The sequence below is a fragment of the Rhizobium sp. R86522 genome (genome assembly GCF_042466255.1).
In the GTDB taxonomy this organism is placed as follows: domain Bacteria; phylum Pseudomonadota; class Alphaproteobacteria; order Rhizobiales; family Rhizobiaceae; genus Allorhizobium.
The window spans coordinates 1,112,003-1,127,574 of sequence record NZ_JAXHBX010000001.1; the positions used below are offsets into that span (position 1 = coordinate 1,112,003).

The window sequence follows — 15,572 nt, forward strand, 5'->3', positions numbered from 1 at the left end:
GCGCGTTTCGTGCCTAGCATGGCAGGAGGTTGGCGTCAGCCGCGGGCGGCGCGAAAGCGGCTCATGATCTCGGCGCGGGTCGGGTCCGTCATTGCGACGGCCAATCCGAATTCGAGCGGTGAAAGTCTCGCTTCATCCGGATAGATGATCTCGTCCGCGAGGACCTCTTCCGGCAGAAGCGCACGGACGCGTCGATCGGTTACCGTGCCGCCGTGGACGATGTGCTCGCGGGCTGCGATCTCCGGGTCGAGCAGGTGGTTGATCAGGGCATGGGCGCCCGGCTTGTTATGTGCCTTGGCCGGGATCGCGTAATAGTCCGTCCAGATCTCGCCGCCATCGGTCGCGATGGAATAGGCGATCTCTGGCACGTCACGGTGCATCTGCGAGGCGTCATTGCTCCAGCACATGGTCATCCAGGCCTCGCCGGTGCGCATGGCAGGCTGATAATCACTGTCGACCGCCAGCAGATGCGGCCTGACCTCAATAAGCAGCTTTTCAGCGCTTTGCAGTTCAACGGGGTCAAGTGAGTTGAAGTTGTGGCCGAGGGCGACCAGAGCATTGCCTATGGCGGTCAGCTGGTAGTCATGCACGATGGTCCTGCCCGAAGCCTCCGTCATGGCTATATCGAAGAAATCGCGCCAGGTCTGCACCGGCTCAAGTTCACGGCTGTTGTAGGCAATGCCAGTCGTACCGGCGTTCTTTGGCACGCCATAGATCGCGCCTGCCCGGACGCCGGGCTTCATGAAGCGGTCGGCATGCGCGGCCAGATCAAAATTCGGAAGGCGCCGGAGTTCAAGGGGCTCGAGCATGTCTCGTTGCACATAGGGCGCGATCGCATACTGGGTGGGTACGATGATGTCCCAGACCCTTCCTCTTTCAAGGGCCAGCAAGGTGCCCTCGTTGGAACCGATGATCGAAACGTCGACCTCGACGCCGTAGCGGGACGTGAAGTTCTCGAAGGTCGTGGGATCATGGTAGTTCGGCCAGGTCGCGAGCGAAACCTTCTTGCCGAGCGGCGACCCTTCCGACGTTGCCACGCTGGTCCTGCGGCTTCCTCCAATGACGAGGGCGGCCATTCCGAGCCCGGTGACAGCAAGAAAATGACGACGCGTGACGGAGCCACGTTTCAGGCGCATGAACTCGGCCATGAAACCCTTGGCGTCAATCTCCATCGATGTCTTCTTGGCGGCCATGGCTGCTCTCGATCCGTTGCCGGTTTCGTGCCGCCGAATTTCACCACAAACGGGTTAACGCTATCACACCATAAGATGAAAACTGCCTGCGCGCCTGGGTTCTTACACCATGCGATCGATGATGCTGATGCCGTTTTCGCGGAAGCTGTCCATGGTGGCGAGCGCCGGGGCCGCTTCCGAAAGGGTGATGCGACGGCCGATCAGGCGATCGGGTGAGAGCTTGCCGGAGAGGATCATGCGCAGCATGGCATCATAGCGCCAGGACTGCATTCCGTGGCTGCCATAGATCTCGAGTTCGTGGGCAATGACGCGCGCCATCGGGATTGCCGGTGTCGCGTGATCTGCCAGCATCAGCCCGACCTGAACATGGCGACCGCGTCGGCGAAGGTTGAGGATCGAGTTGCAGCAGGTCTGGGGATGGCCGAGCGCATCGACCGAGACATGTGCACCGCCGCCGGTCACATCACGCACTGCTTCGGAGACATCGGCAACCGAGCGGCTGTCGATGGTGACGGATGCGCCGAGCGCCTTGGCGAGTGCCAGCTTGTCCTCGGCGATGTCGATGGCGACGACATTGGCGCCAAGCGCTGCACCGATCATGATGGCCGAGAGGCCAACACCGCCGCAACCATGGACCGCCAGCCACTCACCACCCTGGAGCCGGCCCTGGTCGACCACGGCCCGGAAAGAGGTGGCAAAGCGGCAGCCGAGGCTTGCCGCCGTCTCGTAGCTGATCTCTTCCGGCAGATGCGCCAGGTTCTGGTCGGCATAGTCGATTGCCACATATTCGGCAAACGAGCCCCAATGGGTGAAGCCCGGCTGGAACTGTTCCTCGCAAACCTGCTGGTTGCCGGAGCGGCATTCCATGCAGTGGCCGCAACCGGAGACAAAGGGCACTGTCACGCGGTCGCCGACCTTGAACCGGCGCACGTCACGGCCGACAGCCGAGATCGTGCCAGCCAGTTCGTGGCCGGGGACATGGGGAAGGCGGATATCGGGATCGTGGCCCATCCAGCCGTGCCAGTCGCTGCGGCAGAGGCCTGTCGCCTTGACGGAGATGACCACACCGGCATTGGTCGGCGTCGGATCGGGCAGGGTGCGGATTTCGGGTGCTGCACCGAATGCTTCAAAATACATCGCCCGCATGGGATATCCTCCAGATGCGAATGCCGCCCTTGCGGACGGCATTCCGACACAATTGCCCTTGGACGTCGTTTGCCTTAGTCGGCGAGCAGGATCAAGGCAGTCGGGTCGATCTTCACGCCCACGGTATCGCCAACGGTCGGCGGTCTGGTGCCGGGGTCGTTGAAGGTGTCGAAGGACAGTGTCTTGCCACCAACATCGATGCGTGTGCGGATAACCGAGCCGAGGAACTGGCTCGATGTAACCTGGCCCCGCACCGTGGCTTCATCCGCTCCTGCGAGCGTGCCGGCCTCCGGTCGCATGGCGAGCTGGATGGTTTGGCCGTTCGCCGTGGGGATCGTCTCCTTGATCGCCAGCGTCTTGTCCCCGATCTGCACGATGCCGGCGCCCTGATCGGCGACGACGGCATCCAGCACGTTGAGCGTGCCGACGAAGGAGGCGACGAAGCGGGTCGTCGGGCGGTTGTAGATCTCGAAGGGCGTGCCGATCTGGTCGGCCTTGCCGGCATTCATGACGACGATGCGGTCAGATATCGACAGCGCCTCTTCCTGGTCATGGGTAACGAAGACAGTGGTGATGCCGAGCTTCTGCTGGATCTGGCGGATTTCTTCGCGCAGCGACACGCGGATCTTTGCGTCGAGCGCCGAAAGCGGTTCGTCCAGGAGCAGGACCTGGGGTTTGGGGGCAAGCGCGCGGGCGAGTGCCACGCGCTGCTGCTGTCCGCCCGACAGCTGGTAGGGGTAGCGCTCGGCCAGATGTTCGAGGTGAATGAGGGAGAGCATTTCCTTCACGCGCGCCTCGATATCGGCTTTCGGCATGCCGGCGATCTTCAGGCCAAAGGCGACGTTGTCGAAGACGTTCATGTTGGGAAACAGCGCATAGGCCTGGAAGACCATGCCGATGTTGCGCTGGTTTGGCTTCAGGTTCGTCTGGTCCTTGCCATCGACGACGATGGAGCCGGCCGACGGGGTCTCGAAACCGGCCACCATCCGCAGCACGGTGGTCTTGCCGCAGCCCGACGGGCCAAGGAAGGAGACGAATTCGCCTTTGTCGATCGCCATGTTGAAGTCGTGCACGACCTGCGTTGCACCGAAGGATTTCTTGAGGTTGTTTAGGGTCAGAAAGATCATGAATTGATGTCCTCAAGCCTGGCGGGGGGCTGTTTTCTGGAGGCGGGAGACGAGCTGCATCAGGCCGAGGCAGCCCCAAGTGATGCAAAACGCTATCACGGCGAGAGCCGCCGGCTCATAGGCCCTGTTGGCGCCGAGCAGCTGCATGTAGGGGCCAAAGGCCGGCTTGTTCAGAAGGGCGGCCATCGTGAATTCGCCCATGACGATGGCGAAGGTGACGAATGCGCCCGACATGACGGCGACGGAGACATTCGGCAGGATGATGCGGCCGATGATCGTCGCCCAACCCGCTCCGAGGCTCTGGGCTGCCTCCGTCAGGGTGGCGACGTCGATGGTTCTCAAGCCCGTATCAACCGCGCGGTACATGTAGGGCAGGCCGAGCGTCGCATAACCGAACATAAGCAGCATGTTCGTACCGGTGGAGGAGCCGGTTAGCGGCAGCCAGCTCGAGGTGTTATAGAGGCGGATATAGCCGAACACGACGACGATCGCCGGGATGACGAGCGGCAGCAGCGTGACGAATTCGATGTACGGGCGAAGGCCCGGCATCTTCAGCCGCACCCAATAGGCCGTGGGTACGATCAGGAATACGCCGAAGATGATGGTCGTCAGAGCCATCGTCACAGAATAGCTGAAGGTTTCCTGGAAGCGCGGATCGGCCAGAACCTTGGCATAGGCATCGAAGGAATACTCGCCGCGGCGCATTTTCAGCGAGAAGTTCGTCATGCCGATCAGCGGCAGGATGAAATAGAGAAGGCCGAAGATCAGCGCGGCCCAAGCCCAGAGACGTTTCATTTCATCCACCTTTCGCTGCGGGCGCGCAGCCAGATGTAGAGGCCATTGGCAATTCCGGTGACGACGATCATGCCAAAGGCGAGCGCGTAGCCGAGATGGGGGTCGCCCAGGACGTCGCCGCGGATCTGGGCGAACAGCAGGATCGGCACGATATTCAGCGAAGAGCCGGTCAGTGCGATCGCGGTTGCGACAGCGCCGAACGCATTTGCGAAGAGCAGCGCCATGGTGCCGAGGATCGAGGGCAAAAGAATCGGGAAGGCCACGAGCCGCCAGTATTGCGCATTGGTCGCGCCGAGGATCGAGGCCGCCTCGCGCCATTCGCGCTTCAGGCCGTCGAGTGCCGGCGCGATGATCAGGATCATCAGCGGGATCTGGAAGAAGAGATAGGTGATCGTCAGTCCCCAGAAGGACAGGAGATTGAAGCCGAGAAGGCGCAGATCGATGCCAAGCTGGGTCTTGAGGAAGACGGTCAACATACCGACAGGGCCGAGCGTCGCGAGGAAGGCGAAGGCGAGCGGCACGCCGGCGAAGTTCGAGGCAACGCCGGAAAATGTCAGCAGCGGGCTGCGGATCCAGGCAGGCAGTCCGCCGAGAATGACCGCGGCGGCCACGCCGAATCCGATCAGGCAGCCGAGAATTGCCGAGGCGAGACTGATCTTGATGGAGATCCAGTAGGCGGCCATGATCGAGGGGGTGAACAGGCCAAGCACATTGTCGAAGGTGAACGAGCCGTCCGGACGCTGAAATGCGCCGATGACGATCTTCATCGTCGGCATGATCAGGAAGAGAATCACGAAAGCTGCAAAGGGCAAGACCCCGAGCCAGTGAAGTGGAAGTTTCGTTCGTGGCCGTGCCTGATGGCCCGGGCTCACCGCCTCTGTCGACATTCGATCTGCCCCTCTGTCCGTGTTTCGACGGATCTTCTTAAAATGCGAGCGCCGCCCCGACCTTAGAAAAGATCGGGGCGGCACATCAAGGTCTCGACTTACTGAACGTTGGCGCCGACGACGCTGTCCCAGCCCGCCGTAACGGCAGCCTTGTTGGCGTCGACTTCTTCGAGCGTCGGGAAGTAGGCCTTTTCGTAGGACTCAGCCGGCGGCAGGGCGTCGAGAAGGTCCTGCGGAACCTTGCCAGCCTTGACCATGGCGTTGAAGCGGGCCGGGTGGCAGTAACCCTTCAGCCAGCCGAGCTGACCTTCGTCGGAATACAGGTGTTCCATCCACAGCTTGGCTGCATTCGGGTGCGGTGCATAGGCAGAGATGCCCTGAACGTAGACGCCAGCGAGAACGCCCTTGTCCGGAACGACGACTTCTACCGGCGGGTTGCCGGCCAGCGTGTCACGAGCGGCGAGCGCGTTGTAGTCCCACATGACGACGATCGGGGTCGCGCCCTGGGCGAGCGTGCCGGACTTGCCGATGACAGGCACGAAGTTGCCGGCCTTGTTCATTTCGGCAAAGTAGTTCAGGCCTGCTTCACCGGCGTCCTTGCCGGCAGCTGCACCGGTTGCCATGCCGGCGGCGAGAACGCCGAGGATAGCCTGGTTGGAGGCGCGCGGGTCACCGGCGAGAGCGACCTGGCCTGCATATTCCGGCTTCAGAAGATCGGCCCAGTCCTTCGGCGTGTTGGCGACGAGGTCCTTGTTCACCAGGAGCGACATGACGCCGTAGTAGTCGCCGTACCAGTAGCCTTCAGCGTCCTTGATGTTATCAGGGATTTCGTCCCAGGTGGAGACCTTGTACGGCTGAAGCAGGCCTTCGGCCTTCATCTGCGGGCCGAAGGCGAGACCGACGTCAACGACGTCAGGAGCCTGCGGGCCCTTGTTGTCCTTGTTTGCCTTGATGGCTTCGACTTCGTCGGCCGAGCCGGCATCCGGGTTCAGTTCGTTGACGGTGATTTCCGGATACTTCGCCTTGAAGGCGGCGATGACTTCGCCGTAGCCGCACCAGTCGTGGGGCAGGGCGATGGTGGTCAGCATGCCTTCCTTCTTGGCAGCTTCGATGAGCTCGGCGCTCGGCTCGGCATAGGCGACGGCCGAGCTCGTCATGACCAGCGCGGTCGTGAGCGACAGGAATTTGCGAAGATTGGTTGTCACTGTAGTTCTCCTCTTGTGTTGGAAGCGATGCGGTTCACTTATGTGGCCTTTGTTATGGTTATGTGACGGATATCGGCCTTGCCTGGTCTATCGATATTGGCCCGTATCCTGAACGATCCTCCGGTTTCTTCTCTCAGCCATGTCGGGGCTTTCGGAACAGGCGTGCCTGTTCGAATAGTCCTTCGAGGGTGTTCATTCGCTCGCGCGTCTCGTCCCAGGACGAGCTCTGCACGGCCTCGATCAGGGCTTCGACGACAAACAGCGTCACGACGGAGCTGTCCCATGCCGACGGCGCCTCGATATGGAGCTTGAAACAGTGGCGGGCATGCTGTGCCACCGGCGACATCCACTGGTCTGTAAACACGATGATCTGCACGCCGTTGGCGCGCGCGACCTCCGCGAGCGTCGTCAGATCCGCCTCGTAGCGCCTGATGTCGAAGATCACGAGCACGTCGCCATCCTGCATATTGAGGACGTGCTGCGGCCATGAACTGGCATTCGATGACATCAAGGTCGTCCGGGGACGGATAACCTGCATATGGGTGAAGAAGTATTCGGCAAGCGCCCCCGTGATGCGTCCGCCGACGAAATAGATGCTGCGATGGCGGTCGCCGATCAGACGAGCGGCTTCATCGAAGGTCGCCGTGCGCAGTTCTCCCAGTGAGTTGCGCAGATTGGCCATCACGGCTTCTGCAAAGCGATTGAGGATATGGCGATTGGGGGCGTTGGCGGCCCAGCGGTCGTGCTTGGCTATCGGGTTTGAGATCGTCGCCTCAAGCTCCTGGTGGAGATGCGCCTGGAATTCCGGATAACCCTTGTAGCCGAGCTTCTGCACCATGCGGGCGACTGTCGGGGTCGAGACGCCGGCATTCTCGGCAACGGTGGTGATGCTGCCCAGTCCGGAGACGGGGTAGTTCTGCAGCAGGCTTTCTGCCAGCTGCCGTTCGGCACGTGTCAGCCCGTCGAAATGGGCATGGATCACGTCCGACACCGTGGTCGACGCATTCATCAAGAACCGATTGACTCCCCTCAAGCCAGTCTGTCGCCAGCTTTTTTCGGATTAAGCCTCGCTGTCACAATTGAGTCAACTGGCCATTGAAGAGAATTTTTCAGTAGCGGATTGACAGACGCTTAACCGTGAAGAATTCTCTTCGAAAATAAGTTGGGCCAACGAGCCCTGGGGAACAATCAGCATGCTCTTGAGGTCGGGGATCCTGACAGCGTCGGACGGTGAGGTAGTTGCAGTCGATAATGCGACGGCGACGAGCGGTCTCGTTTTCGTCTGCGAGCACGCATCTGCCGTGTTGCCGCCATCGGCAGGTGATCTTGGTCTTTCACCGGAGGCACTGTCCAGCCATATCGCCTGGGATCCGGGCGCTCTGGAGATCGCCCAGCGCCTGTCGACATCGCTCAACGGGCTGCTGGTCCACCAGCGTTTCTCGCGACTGATCTATGACTGCAATCGTCCGCCGGAATCGCCGGCGGCCATGCCGGAAAAGAGCGAGATCTACGCGATCCCGGGAAATCTGAACCTCAGCCCGGCGGAGCGTTATGCGCGGACGGCGGCGCTCTACGTCCCCTTCCACGACCGGATTGCTGCCGAGATTGCGCGGGTCGCCGGGGAGGGCGGCAAGCCCGTCATCGTAACCGTGCATACGTTTACGCCGGTCTATTTCGGCAAACCGCGCGAGGTCGAGATCGGCATACTCCACGATACGGACAGTCGTCTGGCGGATGCCATGCTTGAGGCCGCGGCCGGTGGTCCTTACCGTGTTGAGCGCAACTCGCCATACGGACCCGAAGACGGCGTGACCCATACGCTGCGTCTGCATGCGCTGCCGCAAGGCTTCGCCAATGTGATGATCGAGGTGCGCAACGACCTGGTTCGCGATGAAGCAGGCCCCAAGGCCATCTCCACCTATCTCGCGGACTTGATTTCAGGAGCGCTCGAAAGGGTCGCATAACTATTCAAAACGCTGAGCAAACCAAAAATCAATGAGGGAACGGATGCCGGCATACGAGATCATGAGACGAAGACCGCTGATGCGGTCCGGGCAGGCGGTAGACTGATGCCGCAAGCCCTGAAAACCTACGTGCGTATCGTCGATGCCTTCAATCGCCGCGTCGGCCGGATCGTCATGTATGGCGTCTTCGTCATGATGGGCATCCTGCTCTATTCGTCCATCTCCAAAGGCCTGTTCCTGCCAGCGCACTGGACGCTGGAAATGGCGCAGTTCGTCATGGCAGGCTATTATCTCTTGGGTGGCGCCTATTCGCTGCAACTCGACAGCCATGTGCGTATGGACCTGCTCTACGGTCGCTGGTCGCCGAAGACCAAGGCGATCGTCGACGTGATCACGATCATGATGCTGTTCGTCTACCTGTTCTTCCTGCTCTGGGGCGGTGTCTCGAGCACCACCTATGCACTGCAATATGGTGAAACCAGCTATTCTTCCTGGTCGCCCTACATGGCTCCCGTGAAGATTGTCATGGTTGTCGGTATCTTCCTCACCTTCCTGCAGGCGACCTCGATCTTCATCAAGGACCTTGCCATTGCTATGGGGAGGCCGCTTGCATGACTGAGTTCCTCAGCTACGAAATGATCGCGCTCCTGATGTTCTCATCGATGATGATGTCGATGCTGACAGGGCAGCGTGTGTTTGCGACCATCGGCTTCGTCGGCGTCGTGGCGGCTGCCGTGCTCTGGGGCAATGGCGGCTTCGAGATGGGCTTCTCGGCCGGCATGAAGCTGATGAAGTGGTATCCGCTGCTGACGCTGCCGCTCTTCATCTACATGGGCTATATGCTGTCGGAATCCGGCATCGCAGAGGACCTCTACAAGGCCTTCCATGTCTGGTTCGGTGGCATGCCGGGCGGTCTGGCGGTCGGCACGATCGGGTTGATGGTCGTGATCTCGGCGATGAACGGCCTATCCGTCGCGGGCATGGCGATCGGGGCGTCTATCGCGCTGCCCGAACTGCTGCGCCGCGGCTACGACAAGATCATGGTCTCCGGCGTCATCCAGGCCGGCAGTTCGCTCGGCATTCTGATCCCACCGAGTGTGGTGCTGGTGCTTTACGGCATGATTGCCCGCCAGCCGGTGAGCCAGCTCTGGCTTGCGGGCGTCTTCCCCGGGCTGATGCTTGCGACGATGTTCTGCCTCTACATCATCATCCGCTGCCGTCTCAATCCGGCGCTCGGTCCCGCCCTTCCCAAGGAAGAGCGTGACATGCCGATGCGCGAGAAGCTCAAGCTCTTGCAGGCGGGCATCCTGCCGTTCCTCATCTTCTTCCTGATGATGGGTCTCTTCCTGATGGGCATCACCAGCCTCGTCGAGAGTTCGGCGGTCGGTGCGCTCGGTGCTCTCTTTGCGGCCTGGTACAAGGGACGGCTCACCAAGGCGGTCTGGAACCGGGTGCTTGAACAGACGCTCGGCATTTCCTGCATGTTCATGTGGATCATTCTGGCAGCCCTCTGCTTCGGCGCCGTCTTCGACGGACTGGGTGCGGTCAGGGCGATCGAAAAGCTACTGGTCAATGACATCGGTCTGACCCCTTGGCAGATCCTGATCATGATGCAGCTGTCGTTCCTGGTGATGGGGGCCTTCCTCGACGATACGGCCATGCTGGTCATCGTCGCGCCGCTTTACATTCCGCTCGTCGGCAAGCTGGATCTGGGCATCGAAAACCCGCTGATCTGGTATGGCGTGCTCTACACGATCACCTGCCAGATTGCCTATATGACACCGCCCTTCGGGTATAATCTTTTCCTGATGAAGGCGATGGCGCCACCCGATTTCAGGCTGATAGATATCTATCGGTCGGTGATCCCGTTCGTCCTGATCATGATGCTCGGCATGGTGATCATCATGATCTTTCCACAGATCGCGACATGGCTGCCGAGCCAGATCTATCTCAGAGGTTAGCGTTCGAATGAAAAGAGGCCCGACAAACGGGCCCGGCACCAGGACTACCCGCCGGACCTCAGGTCCTGCGGGCTTCAAAAGAAACGAAGAACAGAGGGAAACAACATGACCAACAGCAGACGTTCATTCCTGAAGACGGCCGCCATGGCGACCCCTGCCGTTCTGGCAGCCCCTTACGTCAAGGCACAGAACGCCAAGATCACCTGGCGCCTGCAGACCTATGCCGGTGCAGCACTCGCCGAATTCGTCATCCGGCCATCGGTTGACGCCTTCAACAAGGCGGCAAACGGCGAGATGGAAATCCAGCTCTTCACGGCAGACCAGCTGGTACCGACCGGCGAACTCTTCCGCGCCATGCAGGCCGGCACGATCGACGCTGTCCAGTCCGACGACAATTCGATGAACTCGCCTGTCGATATCAAGGTGTTCGGCGGCTACTTCCCGTTCGCCTCGCGCTACAGCCTCGACGTGCCGACACTGTTCTACGAATACGGCCTCGCCGAGATCTGGGATGAAGCCTACACGGAAGTCGGCGTGAAGTGGCTTTCGGCCGGGGCCTGGGATCCGTGCAACTTCGCCACCAACAAGCCGATCACCAAGCTCGATGATCTCAAGGGCCTGCGCGTCTTCACCTTCCCGACGGCCGGCCAGTTCCTGTCGCAGTTCGGCGTCGTGCCGGTCACCATTCCGTTCGAAGACGTACCGGTTGCCATGCAGACGGGCGAAATCGACGCGATCGCCTGGTCCGGCATCACCGAGGTCTTCACCTCGGGCTGGGTTGATGTCACCAAGTACTTCCTGACCAACAATGTCTCCGGCGGCTGGGCAGGCTCGTTCTTTGCCAATGCCGACCGCTGGAACGAAGTCCCGCCGCACCTGCAGACCCTGTGGCAGATGTGCATGGATAGTTCCCACTACAAGCGCCTGCACTGGTACTGGGGCGGCGAAGCCCGTCTGCGTGCCGAAGGCGGTCGCCTCGAGCTCACCAGCATTCCGGATGCCGAATGGAAGACGGTCGAGGATGCGGCTCGCGTGTTCTGGGAAGAGGTTGCCAAGCAGACACCGCGCACCGGCAAGGTCGTCGAGATCCTGAAGAAGTATAATGGCGATATGGAAAAGGCCGGCAAGCCTTACCGTTACGGCTGATTGAACCGACATGGCGATCCGGCTTCGGCCGGGTCGCCTCCACAAAACAAGACGGCATGAGCCAATCGCTGCCCTGGGAACACCGAGATGACCACGTACACATTCGAAGAGTTGAAAAAAGACGTCGCAGAAGGGCGCATCGACACGGTTCTGGCGTGTCAGGTGGACATGCAGGGCCGTTTGATGGGCAAGCGCTTTCAGGCGGAGTTCTTCGTCGAAAGCGCCTGGAAGGAAACGCATAGCTGCAACTATCTGCTCGCCACCGACATGGAGATGGAAACCGTCTCCGGTTACAAGGCGACGAGCTGGGAGAAAGGCTACGGCGACTACACAATGAAGCCCGATCTTTCGACGCTGCGTCGGATCCCCTGGCTCGAAGGTACGGCTCTCGTTCTCTGCGACATGCTTGACCACGCCACCCATGCCGAAGTGCCGCATTCGCCGCGCGCTATCCTGAAGAAGCAGGTCGCCCGGCTTGAGGCCATGGGCATGAAGGCCTTCATGGCGACCGAACTCGAATTCTTCCTCTTCGACCAGACCTATGACGAGGCGCGGCTTTCGGGCTATCGCGATCTGAAAATGGTCTCGGGCTATAACGAGGACTATCACATCTTCCAGACGACCAAGGAAGAAGGCGTGATGCGCGCGATCCGCAAGGGGCTGCAGGGGGCGGGCATCCCTGTTGAGAATTCCAAGGGCGAGGCATCCGCCGGCCAGGAAGAGATCAATGTCCGCTATGCGGACGTGCTGACCATGGCCGACCGCCACGTGATCATCAAGAACGGCTGCAAGGAGATTGCCTGGTCGAAGGGCAAGGCCATCACCTTCCTTGCCAAGTGGCATTACAATGCCGCAGGCTCCTCATCGCATATCCATCAGTCGCTGTGGTCAGCCGATGGCCAGACGCCGCTGTTCTTCGACAAAGACGGCGAATACGGCATGTCCGAGACGATGCGCCACTACATGGCCGGGCTTCTCGCCCATGCCAGCGACTTCACCTATTTCCTCGCGCCCTATATCAACTCCTACAAGCGCTTTGTCGCCGGCACGTTTGCGCCGACCAAGGCGATCTGGTCGAAGGACAATCGCACCGCCGGCTACCGCTTGTGCGGCGAGGCGAGCAAGGGCATCCGCGTCGAGTGCCGCGTCGGTGGTTCCGACCTCAATCCCTATCTCGCCATGGCGGCTCTTCTCGCAGCTGGTATCGACGGTATCGAGAAGAAGATGGCGCTCGAACCGGAATTCTCGGGCGATGCCTATGGGGCAAAAGAGGCTCGCGAAATTCCAAGGACGCTGCGGGCGGCTGCGGAAACGCTTCGCGGCTCGGCCATGCTGCGGGCTGCTTTCGGCGATGACGTCGTCGATCACTACGTTCGCGCAGCGGAGTGGGAACAAGAGGAATACGATCGCCGGATCACGGATTGGGAGGTGGCTCGCGGTTTCGAGCGGGCGTGACCAAAGGCGGCCTTGAGCCCGCCACGATCCCCGGCGTATGGGTGGAAACAAGGACAGCGGCTGCGGCCGCTGTCATCTCGTTCTAGAACAACAGGAAGACGATCATGACCATGATCCAATGCATTTCGCCGATCGACGGATCGGTTTACGCCGAGCGACCGGCCATGTCCCTGGAAGCGGCGACCGAGGCTGTGGCCCGCGCCCGTAAGGCGCAGAAGGCCTGGGCGCGCCGGCCGCTTGAAGACCGCGTTCAGCTGGTGCTGAAGGGCGTTGCCCGCCTCAACGAGATGGCGGACGAAGTGGTGCCGGAACTGGCCCATATGATGGGTCGTCCCGTGCGCTACGGCGGCGAATACAAGGGCTTCAACGAGCGCTCCAACTATGTCGCGGCGATTGCAGCCAACTCGCTTGCGCCACTGGTCGTGGAAGCAAGTGACAGTTTCGAGCGCCGCATCGAGCGCGAGCCACATGGCGTGGTCTTCGTCATCGCGCCGTGGAACTACCCTTACATGACCGCGATCAACACGATCGCGCCGGCGCTGATGGCGGGCAACACCGTCGTGATCAAGCATGCGACCCAGACGCTTCTGGTCGGCGAGCGCATGGTGCGGGCGTTTGTCGAGGCTGGTGTGCCTGACGATGTCTTTATCAACCTCTTCCTCGATCACCAGACGACGTCCGCGCTGATTGCGGCGGGCAATTTCAACTTCATCAACTTCACCGGTTCGGTCGAAGGCGGGCGTTCCATCGAGCGGGCCGCTGCCGGCACCTTTGCAGGTCTCGGGCTCGAGCTCGGCGGCAAGGACCCGGGTTACGTCATGGAAGACGCCGACCTGGAGGCCGCCGTCGATACGCTGATGGATGGCGCTACCTACAATTCCGGCCAGTGCTGCTGCGGCATCGAGCGCATCTATGTGCATGAAAGCCTCTACGACGCCTTTGTCGAGAAGTCGGTCGCCTGGGTGTCGAACTACAAGCTCGGCAATCCGCTGGATGCCGAAACGACGCTCGGGCCGATGGCCAACAAGCGCTTCGCCAAGGTGGTGCGCGAGCAGATCGCCGATGCCGTGTCGAAGGGTGCCAAGGCGCTGGTCGATCCAAAGCTTTTCCCGGCCGATGACGGCGGCGCCTATATCATGCCGCAGATCCTCGTGAACGTTGATCATTCCATGGCCTTCATGAAGGACGAGACCTTTGGTCCGGCCGTCGGCATCATGAAGGTGAAGAGCGACGACGAGGCGCTCGGTCTGATGAACGACAGCCCCTATGGTCTGACCGCCTCGCTCTGGACGCAGGATCCCGAGCGCGCCGCCCGCATCGGCCGCGAGATCGAGACCGGTACGGTGTTCATGAACCGCGCCGATTACCTCGACCCGGCGCTTTGCTGGACCGGCGTCAAGGAAACCGGCAAGGGCGGCTCGCTCTCCGTGCTCGGCTTCCAGAACCTTACCCGTCCGAAATCCTACCACCTGAAGAAAGTCACGAAATGAACATCGTCGCCAATTGGAGCTATCCCACCGCCATCAAGATGGGACGTGGCCGCATCAAGGAACTGGCGGACGCCTGCAAATCGCTCGGCATGAAGAAGCCGTTGCTGATCACCGACCGGGGGCTTGCCCCGATGGCGATCACCCAGACTGCGCTCGACGTGCTGGAAGAAGCCGGCCTCGGTCGCGCGCTCTTTGCCGATGTCGATCCGAACCCGAATGAGAAGAATCTCGAAGCCGGCATCAAGGCTTACAAGGATGGCGGTCACGACGGCGTTGTCGCCTTTGGCGGCGGCTCGGGCCTCGACCTTGGCAAGTGCGTGGCGTTCATGGCCGGCCAGACACGGCCGGTCTGGGACTTCGAGGATATCGGCGACTGGTGGACCCGTGCGAATTCCGATGCGATCGCCCCGATCGTCGCCGTGCCGACCACGGCCGGCACCGGTTCGGAAGTCGGTCGTGCCTCGGTCATCACCAATTCCGTGACGCATGTGAAGAAGATCATCTTCCATCCGAAGTTCCTGCCCGGCGTCGTCATCTGCGACCCGGAACTGACCGTCGGCATGCCGAAGATGATCACGGCCGGCACCGGCATGGACGCATTCGCGCATTGCCTGGAAGCCTATTCCTCGCCCTTCTATCATCCGATGAGCCAGGGCATCGCGCTCGAAGGCATGCGTCTCGTCAAGGAATTCCTGCCGCGTGCCTACAAGGACGGCACTGACCTCGAAGCCCGAACCAACATGATGTCGGCGGCTGCCATGGGCGCCGTCGCCTTCCAGAAGGGGCTCGGCGCAATCCATGCGCTGTCGCATCCGATCGGGGCCGTCTACAACACCCATCACGGCATGACGAACGCCGTTGTCATGCCGCCGGTCCTGAAGTTCAACCGTCACGTCATCGAGGAGCGGATTGAGCGGGCGGCTGCCTATCTCGGCATTGCGGGAGGGTTTGATGGCTTCTACGACTATGTGCTCGCCCTGCGCGCCGAACTCAACGTCCCGGCCAACCTGACGGCCATGGGCATTGCCAATGACCGGATCGATGAGCTCTCGGCCATGGCGATCGAGGATCCCAGCGCCGGCGGCAATCCAGTCAAGATGACGCTCGAAAACACCAAGCAGCTCTTCGCCGACTGCTTCTGATCTCACGCGTCGCTCGCTTGAAAGGCCCCGGCATGTCGTGCCGGGGCCTCTGCAGCCATGC

The 15,572-nt window shown here is 61.1% G+C and carries 14 protein-coding genes; 7 read left to right on the top strand and 7 right to left on the bottom strand.

The genetic code is table 11. From position 1 onward, the window contains the following. Positions 1–35 precede the first annotated feature (35 nt). The 7 genes from SJY08_RS05295 to SJY08_RS05325 all read right to left on the bottom strand — a co-directional run bounded on the left by SJY08_RS05295 (position 36) and on the right by SJY08_RS05325 (position 7,362). Positions 36–1,193 carry a PotD/PotF family extracellular solute-binding protein gene (locus SJY08_RS05295; protein ID WP_377274927.1) on the bottom strand — a complete coding sequence of 386 codons (1,158 nt, stop codon included), beginning with the start codon at positions 1,191–1,193 and terminating at the stop codon, positions 36–38. 102 nt (positions 1,194–1,295) lie between these two features. Beyond that, positions 1,296–2,339 carry a zinc-dependent alcohol dehydrogenase family protein gene (locus SJY08_RS05300; RefSeq protein WP_377274928.1) on the bottom strand — a complete coding sequence of 348 codons (1,044 nt, stop codon included), beginning with the start codon at positions 2,337–2,339 and terminating at the stop codon, positions 1,296–1,298. A 74-nt stretch (positions 2,340–2,413) separates the two neighbouring features. Then, positions 2,414–3,466, bottom strand: a complete 1,053-nt coding sequence (locus SJY08_RS05305) for an ABC transporter ATP-binding protein (protein ID WP_377274929.1) — start codon at positions 3,464–3,466, stop codon at positions 2,414–2,416. Between the two features lie 12 nt (positions 3,467–3,478). After that, positions 3,479–4,261, bottom strand: a complete 783-nt coding sequence (locus SJY08_RS05310; protein WP_054151633.1) for an iron ABC transporter permease — start codon at positions 4,259–4,261, stop codon at positions 3,479–3,481. Beyond that, positions 4,258–5,148 carry an ABC transporter permease subunit gene (locus SJY08_RS05315; RefSeq protein WP_006728769.1) on the bottom strand — a complete coding sequence of 297 codons (891 nt, stop codon included), beginning with the start codon at positions 5,146–5,148 and terminating at the stop codon, positions 4,258–4,260. The genes SJY08_RS05310 and SJY08_RS05315 overlap by 4 nt, the downstream gene beginning before the upstream one ends. Positions 5,149–5,246: 98 nt before the next feature. Then, entirely contained in the window at positions 5,247–6,305 is a 1,059-nt protein-coding gene (locus tag SJY08_RS05320) for an ABC transporter substrate-binding protein (RefSeq protein WP_371418486.1), read from the bottom strand. A 181-nt stretch (positions 6,306–6,486) separates the two neighbouring features. Further along, entirely contained in the window at positions 6,487–7,362 is an 876-nt protein-coding gene (locus tag SJY08_RS05325) for a MurR/RpiR family transcriptional regulator (protein WP_371418485.1), read from the bottom strand. Between the two features lie 184 nt (positions 7,363–7,546). Between SJY08_RS05325 and SJY08_RS05330 the strand changes: the two genes are divergently transcribed. The 7 genes from SJY08_RS05330 (at position 7,547) to SJY08_RS05360 (ending at position 15,511) form a co-directional block, all read left to right on the top strand. Then, positions 7,547–8,317 carry an N-formylglutamate amidohydrolase gene (locus tag SJY08_RS05330; protein ID WP_377274930.1) on the top strand — a complete coding sequence of 257 codons (771 nt, stop codon included), beginning with the start codon at positions 7,547–7,549 and terminating at the stop codon, positions 8,315–8,317. 105 nt (positions 8,318–8,422) lie between these two features. After that, a complete protein-coding gene (locus tag SJY08_RS05335) occupies positions 8,423–8,932 on the top strand; it encodes a TRAP transporter small permease subunit (protein ID WP_054151637.1) in 510 nt (169 codons plus the stop codon). Next, a complete protein-coding gene (locus tag SJY08_RS05340; RefSeq protein WP_069041093.1) occupies positions 8,929–10,278 on the top strand; it encodes a TRAP transporter large permease subunit in 1,350 nt (449 codons plus the stop codon). The genes SJY08_RS05335 and SJY08_RS05340 overlap by 4 nt, the downstream gene beginning before the upstream one ends. A 105-nt stretch (positions 10,279–10,383) precedes the next feature. Next, the gene (locus tag SJY08_RS05345) at positions 10,384–11,424 is read left to right on the top strand and encodes a TRAP transporter substrate-binding protein (RefSeq protein ID WP_377274931.1); all 1,041 of its coding nucleotides are present in this window, start codon (positions 10,384–10,386) and stop codon (positions 11,422–11,424) included. Positions 11,425–11,511: 87 nt separating this feature from the next. Next, entirely contained in the window at positions 11,512–12,879 is a 1,368-nt protein-coding gene (locus SJY08_RS05350) for a glutamine synthetase family protein (RefSeq protein ID WP_377274932.1), read from the top strand. A 104-nt stretch (positions 12,880–12,983) separates the two neighbouring features. After that, positions 12,984–14,369, top strand: a complete 1,386-nt coding sequence (locus SJY08_RS05355; protein ID WP_377274933.1) for an aldehyde dehydrogenase family protein — start codon at positions 12,984–12,986, stop codon at positions 14,367–14,369. Next, a complete protein-coding gene (locus tag SJY08_RS05360; RefSeq protein WP_054151642.1) occupies positions 14,366–15,511 on the top strand; it encodes an iron-containing alcohol dehydrogenase in 1,146 nt (381 codons plus the stop codon). Before SJY08_RS05355 ends, SJY08_RS05360 begins: the two co-directional genes overlap by 4 nt. Positions 15,512–15,572: the final 61 nt, after the last annotated feature.